This is a genomic window from Streptomyces sp. NPDC048171, assembly GCF_043202655.1.
In the GTDB taxonomy this organism is placed as follows: Bacteria; Actinomycetota; Actinomycetes; order Streptomycetales; family Streptomycetaceae; genus Streptomyces.
In genome coordinates, this window is the sequence record NZ_JBIDAU010000002.1 from 500,493 (window position 1) to 513,262 (window position 12,770).

The 12,770-nt window shown below is 72.8% G+C and carries 14 protein-coding genes; 8 read left to right on the forward strand and 6 right to left on the reverse strand.

What is annotated here, in order from left to right; genetic code table 11:
* Nucleotides 1-33: 33 nt before the first annotated feature.
* Entirely contained in the window at nt 34-894 is an 861-nt protein-coding gene (folP, locus tag ACGF3J_RS06700; RefSeq protein ID WP_122616356.1) for a dihydropteroate synthase, read from the reverse strand.
* A 128-nt stretch (nt 895-1,022) separates the two neighbouring features.
* Between folP and ACGF3J_RS06705 the strand changes: the two genes are divergently transcribed.
* Nucleotides 1,023-1,382, forward strand: coding sequence for a DivIVA domain-containing protein (locus ACGF3J_RS06705; protein WP_122616075.1), 360 nt, complete (start codon nt 1,023-1,025; stop codon nt 1,380-1,382).
* Nucleotides 1,379-1,966 (forward strand): DNA-3-methyladenine glycosylase I, encoded by a 588-nt coding sequence (locus tag ACGF3J_RS06710; protein WP_393853570.1) that lies wholly within the window; start codon nt 1,379-1,381, stop codon nt 1,964-1,966. The genes ACGF3J_RS06705 and ACGF3J_RS06710 overlap by 4 nt, the downstream gene beginning before the upstream one ends.
* Before the next feature lie 69 nt (nt 1,967-2,035).
* On the opposite strand, the gene ACGF3J_RS06715 is transcribed toward ACGF3J_RS06710, so the two are convergent.
* On the reverse strand, nt 2,036-2,839 hold the full coding sequence (locus ACGF3J_RS06715; protein ID WP_161331086.1) for an enoyl-CoA hydratase/isomerase family protein: 804 nt from the start codon (nt 2,837-2,839) through the stop codon (nt 2,036-2,038).
* A 349-nt stretch (nt 2,840-3,188) separates the two neighbouring features.
* On the opposite strand from ACGF3J_RS06715, the gene ACGF3J_RS06720 reads away from it, so the two are divergent.
* Entirely contained in the window at nt 3,189-3,356 is a 168-nt protein-coding gene (locus ACGF3J_RS06720; RefSeq protein ID WP_003966491.1) for a DUF3117 domain-containing protein, read from the forward strand.
* Between the two features lie 91 nt (nt 3,357-3,447).
* Here ACGF3J_RS06720 and ACGF3J_RS06725 read toward each other — a convergent pair whose 3' ends face one another.
* A complete protein-coding gene (locus ACGF3J_RS06725; RefSeq protein WP_161331096.1) occupies nt 3,448-4,146 on the reverse strand; it encodes an O-methyltransferase in 699 nt (232 codons plus the stop codon).
* Between the two features lie 287 nt (nt 4,147-4,433).
* Here ACGF3J_RS06725 and sigE point away from each other — a divergent pair, with 287 nt between their 5' ends.
* The 5 genes from sigE (at nt 4,434) to ACGF3J_RS06750 (ending at nt 9,561) form a co-directional block, all read left to right on the forward strand.
* On the forward strand, nt 4,434-5,105 hold the full coding sequence (gene sigE / locus ACGF3J_RS06730; protein ID WP_161331085.1) for an RNA polymerase sigma factor SigE: 672 nt from the start codon (nt 4,434-4,436) through the stop codon (nt 5,103-5,105).
* Entirely contained in the window at nt 5,102-6,112 is a 1,011-nt protein-coding gene (locus ACGF3J_RS06735) for a zf-HC2 domain-containing protein (RefSeq protein WP_161331084.1), read from the forward strand. Before sigE ends, ACGF3J_RS06735 begins: the two co-directional genes overlap by 4 nt.
* 94 nt (nt 6,113-6,206) lie before the next feature.
* On the forward strand, nt 6,207-8,087 hold the full coding sequence (locus tag ACGF3J_RS06740; protein WP_393853571.1) for a trypsin-like peptidase domain-containing protein: 1,881 nt from the start codon (nt 6,207-6,209) through the stop codon (nt 8,085-8,087).
* A 121-nt stretch (nt 8,088-8,208) separates the two neighbouring features.
* On the forward strand, nt 8,209-8,673 hold the full coding sequence (locus ACGF3J_RS06745) for a sec-independent translocase (RefSeq protein ID WP_161331889.1): 465 nt from the start codon (nt 8,209-8,211) through the stop codon (nt 8,671-8,673).
* 216 nt (nt 8,674-8,889) lie between these two features.
* Complete coding sequence (locus ACGF3J_RS06750) at nt 8,890-9,561, forward strand: hypothetical protein (protein WP_161331888.1); 672 nt, start codon at nt 8,890-8,892, stop codon at nt 9,559-9,561.
* Between the two features lie 74 nt (nt 9,562-9,635).
* On the opposite strand, the gene ACGF3J_RS06755 is transcribed toward ACGF3J_RS06750, so the two are convergent.
* From ACGF3J_RS06755 to ACGF3J_RS06765, 3 genes are read right to left on the reverse strand one after another with little or no spacing between them, the layout of a single operon-like run.
* Nucleotides 9,636-10,769 carry an Mrp/NBP35 family ATP-binding protein gene (locus ACGF3J_RS06755; RefSeq protein WP_161331887.1) on the reverse strand — a complete coding sequence of 378 codons (1,134 nt, stop codon included), beginning with the start codon at nt 10,767-10,769 and terminating at the stop codon, nt 9,636-9,638.
* 44 nt (nt 10,770-10,813) lie between these two features.
* The gene (locus ACGF3J_RS06760; protein WP_161331886.1) at nt 10,814-11,410 is read right to left on the reverse strand and encodes a DUF1003 domain-containing protein; all 597 of its coding nucleotides are present in this window, start codon (nt 11,408-11,410) and stop codon (nt 10,814-10,816) included.
* A complete protein-coding gene (locus ACGF3J_RS06765; protein ID WP_386933642.1) occupies nt 11,394-12,701 on the reverse strand; it encodes a magnesium transporter MgtE N-terminal domain-containing protein in 1,308 nt (435 codons plus the stop codon). Before ACGF3J_RS06765 ends, ACGF3J_RS06760 begins: the two co-directional genes overlap by 17 nt.
* Nucleotides 12,702-12,770: the final 69 nt, after the last annotated feature.

The following is a 12,770-nucleotide window of genomic DNA, read 5'->3' on the forward strand; positions in this document are numbered from 1 at the left end:
CGGGGGGCGGGCAGCGCCGGGAGCGCCCCGCCCCTACGCCAGGCCCCGCCGGGCCACGGCCGGCTCCCGGTGTCCCGCGATCGTCGCCACCATGTCCAGGACCTGCCGGGTCTCCTCCACCTCGTGCACCCGGTACACCCGCGCGCCCAGCCACGCCGAGACCGCCGTGGTCGCCAGGGTCCCGAGCACCCGCTCCTTCACCGGCCGGTCCAGGGTCTCCCCGACGAAGTCCTTGTTCGACAGGGACACCAGCACCGGCCACCCCGTCTCCACCATCTCCCCGAGCCGCCGCGTCGCCTCCAGGCTGTGCCGGGTGTTCTTCCCGAAGTCGTGCCCGGGATCGATCAGCACCGACTCCCTCGGCACCCCCAGCGCCACCGCCCGCTCGGCCAGCCCCAGCGTCACCCGCAGGATGTCGGCCACCACGTCGTCGTACGTCACCCGGTGCGGCCGCGTCCGCGGCTCCGCGCCTCCGGCGTGCGTGCACACCAGGCCCACCCCGTACCGCGCGGCGACCTCCGCCAGCTTCGGGTCGACCCCGCCCCACGCGTCGTTCAGCAGGTCGGCCCCCACCTCGCACACGGCCTCGCCGACCTCGTGCCGCCAGGTGTCCACGCTGATCACGACGTCCGGGAACCGCCGCCGCACCTCCGCGACGAACCCCACCGTCCGCCGCGCCTCCTCCTCGGCCGACACCTCGTCGCCGGGCCCGGCCTTCACCCCGCCGATGTCGATGATCGCGGCCCCCTCGGCCACCGCCCGCTCCACGCGCGCGAGGGCTGGCTCGTCGAGGAACGTGGCCCCCTGGTCGTAGAAGGAGTCCGGGGTCCGGTTCACGATCGCCATGATCACCGGCTCGTGCGCCGCGAATTCACGCCTGCCCAGCCTGAGCATCCCCTGTGACATCTCCTCGTCCATACCGTTCTCTCGTACCGGTGCCGCTGGCTGTCAGACTCGCATGGCACGATCGGACCCGACACAACCGACCCGACCCAACCGATCCGACCGTGGGGGCCCCAGCGATGGTCATGTTCCTGTTCCTCGTCATCGCGCTGGTCGTCGTGGTGGCAGGAGTGACGCTGGCCGTGGTGAGCGGCGGCGACAGCGGGCCGCTGCCCGACGCCGACCCCGAACGGCTCCGGGACTCCCTGCCCCCCGACCGCCCGGTGGGCCGCCCGGACGTGGAACGGCTCCGCTTCCCGCTCGTCCTCCGCGGGTACCGCATGACGGACGTGGACGACGCCCTCGCCCGCCTCGGCGCCGAGCTGGCCGAGCGCGACTCCCGCATCGCCGACCTGGAGTCCGCCCTGGCCGGTGCCCGGGCGGCCGCCGCCCACCAGCACGTGGTGATGGACAAGCCGGCCCCGGAGGAGCAGCAGTGAGCACCGGCGAGGCCGTCGCCGGCCCGGACGGCGCGCCGCGCTGCCCCTGGGCCCTGTCCACCGCGGACTACGTGACGTACCACGACGAGGAGTGGGGCAGGGCGGTCCACGGGGACGACGCCCTGTTCGAGCGGCTCAGCCTGGAGGCCTTCCAGTCCGGCCTGTCCTGGATCACCATCCTGCGCCGCCGCGCCGGCTTCCGCGCCGCCTTCGCCGGCTTCGCGATCGCCGACGTGGCCGCCTTCACGGACGAGGACCGCGAGCGGCTCCTCGCCGACGCGGGCATCATCCGCAACCGCGCCAAGATCGACGCGACCCTCGCCAACGCGCGCGTGCTCGCCGGCTGGGCGCCGGGCGAGCTGGACGAGCTGATCTGGTCCCACGCCCCCGACCCGGCGTCCCGCCCCGCCCCGAAGACCCTCGCCGACGTCCCCGCCGTCACCCCGGAGTCCACGGCACTGTCCAAGGCGCTCAAGAAGCAGGGCCTGCGCTTCGTCGGCCCGACGACGGCGTACGCCTTGATGCAGGCATGCGGCCTGGTCAACGACCACCTCTCGAGGTGCGTGGCAAGAAGCGCCCCTTAGGGGCGCGGGGAACTGCGCGACCAGCCACGACGCACCCGCACCCCGCGACGGCGCTCACACCCCCTGATCTCACCGCCCCAAATACTCCGGCTTCCGCTTCTCGACGAACGCCCGCACCGCGATCGCGTGGTCCTCCGAGGACCCCGCCCGCGACTGCAGCTCGTCCTCCTTCTCCAGCGTCTCGGCGAGCGAGTGCGTCAGCCCGTACGCCATCGCCTCCTTCAGCGCCGCGTACGCCACCGTCGGTCCCTCGGCCAGCGCCCGCGCCGTCCGCTCGGCCTCGGCGCGCAGCTCGGCGGCGGGCACGACCCGGGTGGCGATGCCCAGCTCGTACGCCTCCTGGGCGGGGATGCTGCGCGGGAAGAGCAGCAGGTCGGCGGCGCGCCCGGGGCCGACGACACGCGGCAGCGTCCAGGAGATGCCCGAGTCCGCGGTGAGCGCGACCCCGGCGAAGGACGTGTTGAAGGCGGCGGTGTCCGCGACGATCCGGTAGTCCGCCGCCAGGGCGAAGCCGAGGCCCGCCCCGGCCGCCACGCCGTTCACCGCGGCGACCACCGGCTTCTCGGCGTCCGCGAGCGCCCGCACGATCGGGTTGTAGTGCTCGCGCACCGTGCTCATGGTCTCGCCCGAGCCCGTCTCCCGGTCGGCGGCCAGCAGCCCGATGTGCTCCTTGAGGTCCTGGCCGACGCAGAACGCCCGGTCGCCGGCGGCCGTCAGCAGCACCGCGCGGACGGCCCCGTCCGCCGCCGCGGAGCGCACCGCGTCCCGGAGCGCGACCTTGGTCTCGATGTTCAGCGCGTTCATCGCCTCGGGGCGGTTCAGCGTGATCGTCGCGAGCCCGTCGCTCACCTCGTAGAGCACGGTGTCGGCCATGGAATTCCCCTCCGCTTCGTCGCGTGTGTCGGGCAACAGCATGACGGAGATCGCCGCCGACGCGGGGCTGCGGAGATGTGACCTGCGTCAAAGAATTCCGGTCCGTATCCATTCGGTGGAAGTGGGTGAGGGCGCGCAGTATCGCAGTCACATCCCCGAATTGAGTGGTTTTGCTCGCGCGCGTTGCCCAAGCGATGCCGACCGATGTTGGTCATCGGGTCCTGGGATGCGGGATAATGGCCGGGAAGCAATGTGTTCGATGCCGGTGTCGCGCGTCCGGGCCGGACTGCGCGTGCCCTCACGGGCCGTCGGCGGTGACGGTGAGCTGGTATCAGGAAGGGGAACGAGCATGGCGGCCATGAAGCCGCGGACGGGCGATGGCCCGCTCGAGGTGACCAAGGAGGGGCGGGGCATCGTCATGCGCGTTCCGCTCGAAGGCGGCGGGCGGCTCGTCGTCGAGCTGACCCCCGATGAGGCCGACGCGCTCGGCGACGCCCTCAAGAAGGTCGTCGGCTGACGCGCGAGCGACCATACCCGTTCAGTCGCCCCGGTGCCGCACGCGGTGCCGGGGCGACTGTCCGTCTCAGGTGTTGCCCCAGGTGTGCCGCTCAGCGCTTCACGGCGCAGAGCAGCCCGTCGCCGACCGGCAGCAGCGACGGCACCAGCTCCTGGCTCTCGCGCACCGCGCGCAGGACCTCCCGCAGCCGCAGCACCTCGGTGGGCTGCGGTCCGGAGTCGATCGTTCGGCCGGCGCCGAAGACGCCCTCGAACGCGACCAGGCCACCGGGGCGCAGCAGGCGCAACGATTCAGCGAGGTAGTCCAGGTACTCCAGGCGGTCGCCGTCGCAGAAGACGAGGTCGTAGCCGGAGTCCGCGAGCCGGGGCAGCACGTCCAGGGCGCGCCCGGGGATGAACCGGGCCCGGTTGCTGGCGAAGCCCGCCGCGCGGAAGGCCTGGCGGGCGAACTGCTGGTGCTCCGGCTCCGGGTCGACCGTGGTCAGCACGCCGTCCGGCCGCATTCCGTGCAGCAGATGGATCCCGGAGACGCCGCAGCCGGTGCCGATCTCCGCGACCGCCTTCGCGTCCACGGCAGCGGCGAGCAGCCCCAGGGCCGAACCCGTGCCCGGGGTCACCGAGCGCAGACCCGCCTCGCGGGCCCGGTCACGTGCCCAGAGCAGCGCGTCGTCCTCGGCGACATAGGCGTCGGAGAACGCCCAGCTCGTCTGCCGGTTGCCGGTAATGACCCTCTCCTGTCCCCGTTGTTGCCTCGGCGTGACTGTATCCGTTGGCGTCGGGAACCCGCAGATGGGACCGGTCGTTTAAAGGGGAGAGCAAAGAGGCGGACGAGCGGTCGGGGCTGGGAAGGGGGCGGCGAATGCAGCAGGGCGTCGAGCAACTGCTGACGCAGCCGTACGAGCCGTGCCAGCACAGATCAAATTCTCGTAAAACCGCTTATCCGGAGCTAACGGGCGAGGTGGCTATGGTAGGGGCTCCACTGGACACCACCAGAGCCGACAGGGGAGGTGCGGCCGCACCCGCGGATCGGGGCGGAGTGCTGCGGCGCTTCCTCGGATCGGCAGGCAGGCCGAAATCCGTGAACGACACCGCTGCTGACCCCAGCCACGCCGCCGGTCCCGCCACGGGATCCGCACAGACCGCGACCTTCACCAGCGACGCGGACGGACAGGCGTGGACTCCGCCCACCTGGGAGGAGATCGTCAGCACCCACAGCGGCCGGGTCTACCGCCTCGCCTACCGCCTCACCGGCAACCAGCACGACGCCGAGGACCTCACCCAGGAGGTCTTCGTCCGCGTCTTCAGGTCCCTGTCGACGTACACACCGGGCACCTTCGAGGGCTGGCTGCACCGCATCACGACCAACCTCTTCCTGGACATGGTGCGCCGCAAGCAGCGCATCCGCTTCGACGCGCTCGGTGACGACGCGGCCGAGCGGCTGCCCAGCAAGGAGCCCACCCCGCAGCAGATCTTCCACGACGCCCACTTCGACGCGGACGTCCAGCAGGCGCTGGACACCCTCGCGCCCGAGTTCCGTGCCGCCGTCGTCCTGTGCGACATCGAGGGGCTGTCGTACGAGGAGATCGCCGCGACCCTCGGCGTCAAGCTCGGCACCGTCCGCTCCCGCATCCACCGCGGCCGCTCCCAGCTCCGCAAGGCGCTCGCCCACCGTTCACCCAAGGCGCGCGCCGAGCGTCGTCCCTTCGTGGCCGGCGTTCCCGCGCTGGGAGGAGGGGGCACGAGCGCGTGAGTGGGTCACGGCCTGAATCCGAGGGGCACCTCGCAGAGCAGCATCTGGGAGACCGACTCTCCGCCCTCGTGGACGGAGAGCTCGGTCATGACGCGCGTGAGCGCGTACTGGCGCACGTGGCGACCTGCCCGAAGTGCAAGACGGAGGTCGACGCGCAGCGCCGGTTGAAGAACGTCTTCGCGGAAGCCGCCCCGCCGGCCCCCTCCGAGAGCTTCCTGGCCCGCCTCCAGGGGCTGCCCGCAGGAAGTGACGGGGACGGTGGCGGCCTGCCGCCGTTCGGCGGCGGGTTCGCCGACGACCTGACGGGGCTGCCCGGAAGGCTCGGCGGCCCCGGCACCCTCGGCCCGAAGCGCGGCGAGCGGTTCGAGTTCGACTACGCGCCGCTGCGGCCGCACGCCTCGGTCCTGCCGCCGTCCGCACCGGGGCGGGGCTTCCGGATCCACGACGTGAGCCGCCAGGAGTCCGAGCGGTCGGCCTCGCGCGGACTGCGGTTCGCCTTCGCCGCCGCAGGCGCGGTCTCGCTGGCCGCCATCGCCCTCGGCGGCGTCACCCTCGGCACGCCGGACCTCACCACCGACGCCCGCGGCTCGGGGAACGGCAGCAATGTGACGCCGACCCGGACCCAGGGCGCGGGAGCGGCCGCCACGTCCGAGAACCAACGCCGCCGCACGGCCGGTCCGCTGCTCGGGCAGGCCCAGGGGCAGCGGTCGCTCGGTGACGTCCCCGTCGCGCCCACCAGCGCCTCCGCGCCGCTGGTGCCGGGGCTGCCCGCGGCCGACGCCCGCCGGCAGGCCGTGCACGCGCTGACCGCCCCGGTGACGGCCGGTGCCGCGGCGATGTCCCCGTTGATACGTCCGCTGGAAGCGGTGCCGCCGCTCTCGCTCGCGTCCTGGTCGACGGCGCCCGAGGTCCGGCCGCCCGGCCTGTTCGCAGCCCCCGCCCCCGCTCCGGCCGTCTCTCCGGCCCCGACGGCGTCCTCGGCGCCCTCGCACCGTCCGGTCCGCTGACGGGCTCTGCGCGCCGGGCCCGGAACCTGATTGAATCCGGGGTGGCGCCAGAGCCCTTGGAGCCGACGATCTGCGGCCAGCTGCGGGGGAGAACATGAACGAGGCGAAGCCCACGAAGGCGAAGTGGTGGACTCGTCCCCGCTCGTCCGAGGACGCGACGGACGGCGACTTCGAGCTGGAACGGCCTCGCGGTACGGGTCCCGAGCACACCGACGGCGGCGACTTCGAACTCGAACGCCCGCTGCCGCCCCGCGCGGCCGACGAGGGGGACTACGAGCTGGACCGCCCGGCGCCCGGCGGCGAAGCGCGCCCGAAACCCCTCCACGAACCCGACCCGTACAGCACCCCGCCGTACGGCGAACCGGGCCCCTGGGCACCCGCCCCACCCGTCCAGCACCCGGCGACAACCCCGGCCCACGGCACGGCGACACCCCCTGCGCCCGCCCTCCCCACGCCCCCGCCCGGCGCGACGCCCGACCCGGCCCTGACCGACGCCCCGCCCCCGGTCCCGCCGGCCGGACACCCGGCGCCGCCCGTACCCCACGGAGCGACCCCGCTGCCCGCGCCCGCCCACCCCACACCCCCGCCGGGCGCGACGCCCGACCCGGCGCCGGCCGACGCCCCGCCCCCGGTCCCGCCGGCCCGGCAGCCCGCGGGGACGGGTGACGCGGCGTCCCCCGGCGTCCCCGCGCACGCGGCCGCCCCGGGAGGCGAGCCCGTGGGAGCGGCCGGCCACGCTCCCGAGCCGACGGCGGTACAGGGCGCCGAGCCTCCGCTCGACCCGTGGGGCCGCTACGACCCCTGGGCCGCATCGCCCGCCCCGGAGCCCCTCCAGCACAGCGGCAGGCCCCCGGGGGCGCCGGACGAGCGGCGCAGGGGGATCAGGAAGGCGCTGATCGGCGGAGCGCTGCTCATCGCGCTGATCTCCGGCACCGCGGGTGGCGCCATCGGTGTCTACCTGGAGCGCAACGGCGGCGTGGGCACCGTGGAGCTGCCGCAGGCCGGCGCCGAGTCCGCCGAGCGGGCGCCCGGCAGCGTCGCGGCGCTGGCCGGCCGCGCCCTGCCCAGCGTCGTGACCCTGCACGTCAACGGCAGCGACGCCGCGGGCACCGGCACCGGCTTCGTCCTCGACGGCCGCGGCCACATCCTGACCAACAACCACGTCGTGGACCCCGCCGGAGACGGCGGCGAGATAACGGTGACCTTCAACAGCGGCGACACCGCCCAGGCCACCGTCGTCGGCCGCGACAGCGGGTACGACCTCGCCGTGGTGAAGGTGAAGGGCGTCAGCGGCCTCACCCCCATGCCCCTCGGCAACTCCGACAACGTCCGGGTCGGCGACCCCGTCGTGGCCATCGGCGCCCCCTTCGACCTGGCGGGCACGGTCACCTCCGGCATCATCAGCGCCAAGGAGCGGCCCATCACCGCCGGCGGCGAAGAGGGCGACGCCAGCGACGTGTCGTACGTCGACGCCCTCCAGACCGACGCGCCCATCAACCCGGGCAACTCCGGCGGCCCCCTCCTGGACTCCCAGGGCCGGGCCATCGGCATCAACTCCGCCATCCGTTCCGCGGGCGGCGGCAGCGACGAGTCGGACGGCGGCCAGTCCGGCTCCATAGGGCTCGGCTTCGCCATCCCCATCAACCAGGGCAAGCGCGTCGCCGAGGAACTGATCAACACCGGCAAGGCCAGCCACCCGGTCATCGGCATCACCCTCGACATGAACTACACGGGTGACGGCGCCCGGGTCGGCGCCGACGGATCAGCGGTCACCAAGGGCGGTCCGGGCGCCAAGGCCGGCATCAAGCCGGGTGACGTCATCACCGCGGTGGACGGACAGCGCGTCCACTCCGGCGAGGAACTGATCGTCAAGACCCGCGCCCACCGCCCCGGCGACCGCCTCGAACTCACCCTTGAACGCGGCGGCAAGGAAACAAAGCTCTCCCTGGTCCTCGGCTCCTCCGACGGCGACTGAGCGGAAGGCAAACAATTCGGAAAGCGCTCGCATACACGCACTCGGGACTCACGGGACGGTACCGGTCACGCCGGGTCGGCGGGTACCGTGGTGGCGGCCCGGACATCCCAAGGAGCTTCAGGTGTTCAATGACATAGGACCACTCGAGCTGGTCGCGCTCGTTGTTCTCGCCGTGCTCGTCTTCGGTCCGGACAAGCTCCCCAAGGTCATCCAGGACGTGACGCGCACCATCCGGAAGATCCGGGAGTTCTCGGACAGCGCCAAGCAGGACATCCGCCAGGAGCTGGGCCCCGAGTTCAAGGACTTCGAGTTCGAGGACCTCAACCCCAAGACGTTCATCCGCAAGCAGATGGAGAACGACGAGCTGGGGCTCAAGGAACTCCGCAACGGCTTCGACCTGAAGAAGGAGATGGCCGAGGTCACCGACGCGGTGCACAGCCGCGACACGGAGTCCTCGTCGTCCGGGTCCGGGTCCGCGGCCTCCTCCGGTTCGGGCGGCGGCCGTATCGACATGTCGAAGAAGCCCGAGAAGCCCGAGAAGCCGGCCGCCGAGGACCGTCCGCCCTTCGACGCCGACGCCACCTGAGCCCACCCGCCGCCGCATCGCGGGTGACGCACCTCATACTCCGGACGGGGCGTACCGGGCCCGATGGCGGTCTCCGGGCGACCACGCGCCGGGCGCTTTCCCGGCTGCCGCCAGTGGTGTGGCTATGCTTCCCGAGTTGTTGTGCGGACCGGACGAGTGCGCCCGAAGGGGGGCGGGCCGTTCCGGCCCGACGAGCGCGAGGAGGCGTCCGGGCACATGGAGACGACGAGTCAGGCGGTCGCACAGGCGCCGGCCGCGGAGGGCGGACCCCAGTCCCCGTCCGGCCGGCAGACGGTCGACGGCTACCTGAGTGCGCCCTTCCCGTGGTACGGCCTCGATGAGGCGTTCACGGGACCGCGCAGGCTGATGCAGCTCGGTACGGCCGCCGACGGCACCGTCGAGCACGGCTCGATCGGGCACGGCGACGAACCGTCGGTGCGCAACGAGCACGTGGCGGGCGACGAGCAGGACGCCAAGGAGAAGTTCGCGGTCGTCGTGACCGTGGCGGCCAACCCGGACCGGCGCAGCGCCGACGGCACGGGCCTGCTGGAGGCGACCTCGGTCTCCTCGGCGGCCTGGCTCGCCGGCGTGGGCCTGCTGTCCTTCACCTGGCCCGGCCAGATGGACCACTCGCTGCGCGACGACTGGCTGGAGCAGCAGACGGAGACGGCCTGGGTCCTCGCGGACGACCTCGACGGCGAGGACTGGACGACCCTGTCGCTTCCCGTGGACGGCGTGCCGACGCCGTTCCACTATCGGGAGTCCGAGTTCGGCTGGGTCCTCGCGGGCTCCACCGAGCAGGGCGTGCACCTCGGCGCCTACGGCCGGGGCATGAGCGCGTACGGCCTGGCCTTCTCGGTGGTCAAGGACATCGCCGCCTACGTCTGACGCCCGGCGGCCGCCCGTACACGACGAGGGGCGCCGTCCCGCCGGACAGCGCCCCGGTCACCTCGCGGGGAGGGTCAGAACTTGTTCTTCGGCGTGATCCCCAGCGACAGGCCCGAGAGTCCGCGCTGACGGCCGCCCAGCTTGCCCGCGATCGAGCGCAGGGCCGCGCCCGCCGGGGAGTCCGGGTCGGACAGTACGACGGGCCTGCCCTCGTCGCCGCCCTCGCGGAGCCGGACGTCGATCGGGATGGCGCCGAGCACCGGCACGGAGGCGCCGGTGGTGCGGGTGAGGCCGTCGGCGACCGACTGGCCGCCGCCCGTGCCGAACACGTCGACCATCTCGCCGCAGTGCGGGCAGGGCAGGCCGGACATGTTCTCGACCACGCCGACGATCTTCTGGTGGGTCTGCACGGCGATGGCCCCGGCTCGCTCCGCCACCTCGGCGGCGGCCTGCTGAGGGGTCGTCACGACCAGGATCTCGGCGTTCGGCACCAGCTGGGCCACCGAGATCGCGATGTCACCGGTGCCGGGCGGCAGGTCGAGCAGCAGGACGTCCAGGTCGCCCCAGTACACGTCCGCCAGGAACTGCTGGAGCGCGCGGTGCAGCATCGGGCCGCGCCAGACGACCGGCGCGTTGCCCGGGGTGAACATGCCGATGGAGATGACCTTCACGCCGTTCGCCGACGGCGGCATGATCATGTTCTCGACCTGGGTGGGACGTCCGTCGGCGCCCAGCATGCGCGGCACGGAGTGGCCGTAGATGTCGGCGTCGACGACCCCGACCTTGAGGCCGTCCGCCGCCATCGCCGCCGCCAGGTTCACCGTCACCGACGACTTGCCGACGCCGCCCTTGCCGGACGCGACCGCGTAGACCCGGGTGAGGCTGCCGGGCTTGGCGAAGGGGACCTCGCGCTCGGTCTGGCCGCCGCGCAGGGCGCTCGCCAGCTCCTTGCGCTGCTCGTCGCTCATCACGTCCAGCTCGACGTCGACGCGCGTGACACCCTCGACCCGCGCCACCGCGTCGGTCACGCGCTGTGTGATGGTGTCCCGCATGGGGCAGCCGGAGACGGTCAGGTACACGGCGACCGCGACCGCTCCGTCCGCACCGATCTCCACCGACTTGACCATCCCGAGCTCGGTGATGGGCCGGTTGATCTCGGGGTCGTTCACCGTCGCCAGTGCTTCGCGCACCGCGTCTTCCGTAGCCATAGTGACGATGGTACGGCGCCGCACACCGGGCAGGGTAAGCCCCGTCAGCGGTCGTGTACGTCACGCCCCTGCGGGCGATCCGCCGGGAATACCCCGCGGTCGGGGTGGTGGCCGTTCTGCCGCTCCTCCAGGTCCCGGAGCACATCCTGCAGCTCGGAGCGGATCCAGTCCCTGGTGGCGACCTCGCCCAGGCCGATGCGGAGTGCCGCGATCTCCCGGGTCAGGTACTCGGTGTCGGCGATCGACCGCTCGTTCTGCTTGCGGTCCTGCTCGAGATTGACCCGGTCCCGGTCGTCCTGCCGGTTCTGCGCGAGCAGGATGAGAGGGGCCGCATAGGAAGCCTGCAGCGAGAGCATCAGCGTCAGGAAGATGAACGGGTACTCGTCGAACCGCAGCCCGCTCGGTGCGGACACGTTCCACACCACCCACAGGATGATGACGAACGTCATCCAGACGATGAACCGCCCGGTGCCCAGGAACCGCGCGACCCGTTCCGAGAGCCGGCCGAAGGACTCCGGGTCCCACTCGGGCAGGATGCGGCGGCGCGGCGCGCGGGGCTGGTCCAGGCGGGCCCGGGAACGGGAGGCCGTGGCTCCCGACGTGGCCCGCTCCCGGGTCGCCGTCTCACGATCGGGCACCATCGGCGCTCCCCTCCTTCGCCGCCCCGGCCGGCTCGTCGAGGTGGTACTCGGTCTCCCGCCAGTCGTCGGGCAGCATGTGATCCAGTACGTCGTCCACGGTGACCGCGCCGAGGAGCGACCCGGAGTCGTCCACGACCGGCGCCGCGACCATGTCGTACGCGGCGAAGAACCCGGCGACCACGGGCAGCGCGGCGTCCGGGTCCAGGGGCCGCAGATCGTCGTCGAGGATCGACCCGACCAGGGTGTACGGGGGGTCGCGCAGCAGGCGCTGGAAGTGGACGGTGCCCAGGTACTTGCCGGTCGGCGTCTCCTCCGGCGGCCGGCACACGTAGACCTGGGCGGCGTGCGCCGGGGACAGGTCGGGGTTGCGGATCCGGGCCAGGGCGTCGGCGACGGTCGCGTCGGGCCGCAGCACGATCGGCTCGGTGGTCATCAGACCGCCGGCCGTGTGCTCCTCGTACGCCATCAGGCGCCGCATGTCGGCCGCGTCGTCCGGCTGCATCAGGCTCAGCAGCCGTTCCTTGTCAGCCTCGGGCAGCTCGCCCAGCAGGTCGGCGGCGTCGTCGGGGTCCATCGCCTCCAGCACGTCCGCCGCGCGCTCCTCCTTGAGCTTGCCGAGGATCTCGATCTGGTCGTCCTCCGGCAGCTCCTCCAGTACGTCGGCCAGCCGGTCGTCGTCTAGGGCGGCGGCGACCTCCGCGCGGCGCTTGGCGGACAGGTGGTGCAGGACGTTGGCGAGGTCGGCGGGGCGCAGCTGCTCGAAGGTGGCGAGGAGGTTCTCGGCGCCCTGCCCGTGCTCCTCCACCGAGAAGCCGGTGACGCCGGACCACTCGACGGTGAGGGTCTCGCCCTTGGCCCGCCGGAAGGCGCCGCCCTTCCTGCCCTTGCGCACGAAGACCTTGTCGATCTCCCAGTCCCGGCGGGCCGGCAGCTGCTGCACCGACAGGTCGAGGACCGTCACCTCCTCGCCCGTCTCGGCGAGCGAGACCCGCCGGTCCAGCAGTTCGCCGAAGACGAGGCGCTCGGTGGGCCGCTGCTCGAAGCGCCGGACGTTGACCACCCCGGTGGTGATGACCTGGCCGGACTCGATGCCGGTGACCCGGGTCATGGGCAGGAAGATGCGGCGGCGGGTGGTGAGTTCGACGACCAGCCCGAGCACCCGCGGGGGTTTGCGGCCGACCCGGAGCATGACGACCAGGTCGCGTACCCGGCCCACCTGGTCGCCGGCCGGGTCGAACACGGCGATGCCGGAGAGATGGGAGACGAAGATCCGGGGTGCGCCCGCTGCCATGGCCGCGGCTCCTTTTCGTAAGCGTGCCTCAGAGTGCGTGGCTCAGAGTGCGTGACGGCTGATGCGTGA

Bases quoted from the DNA above. Each gene is read 5' to 3' on its own strand.
- folP (WP_122616356.1), bottom strand. From the start codon at position 894: ATGCTCAGGCTGGGCAGGCGTGAATTCGCGGCGCACGAGCCGGTGATC.
- ACGF3J_RS06705 (WP_122616075.1), top strand. From the start codon at position 1,023: ATGGTCATGTTCCTGTTCCTCGTCATCGCGCTGGTCGTCGTGGTGGCA.
- ACGF3J_RS06715 (WP_161331086.1), bottom strand. From the start codon at position 2,839: ATGGCCGACACCGTGCTCTACGAGGTGAGCGACGGGCTCGCGACGATC.
- ACGF3J_RS06720 (WP_003966491.1), top strand. From the start codon at position 3,189: ATGGCGGCCATGAAGCCGCGGACGGGCGATGGCCCGCTCGAGGTGACC.
- ACGF3J_RS06740 (WP_393853571.1), top strand. From the start codon at position 6,207: ATGAACGAGGCGAAGCCCACGAAGGCGAAGTGGTGGACTCGTCCCCGC.
- ACGF3J_RS06750 (WP_161331888.1), top strand. From the start codon at position 8,890: ATGGAGACGACGAGTCAGGCGGTCGCACAGGCGCCGGCCGCGGAGGGC.
- ACGF3J_RS06755 (WP_161331887.1), bottom strand. From the start codon at position 10,769: ATGGCTACGGAAGACGCGGTGCGCGAAGCACTGGCGACGGTGAACGAC.
- ACGF3J_RS06760 (WP_161331886.1), bottom strand. From the start codon at position 11,410: ATGGTGCCCGATCGTGAGACGGCGACCCGGGAGCGGGCCACGTCGGGA.
- ACGF3J_RS06765 (WP_386933642.1), bottom strand. From the start codon at position 12,701: ATGGCAGCGGGCGCACCCCGGATCTTCGTCTCCCATCTCTCCGGCATC.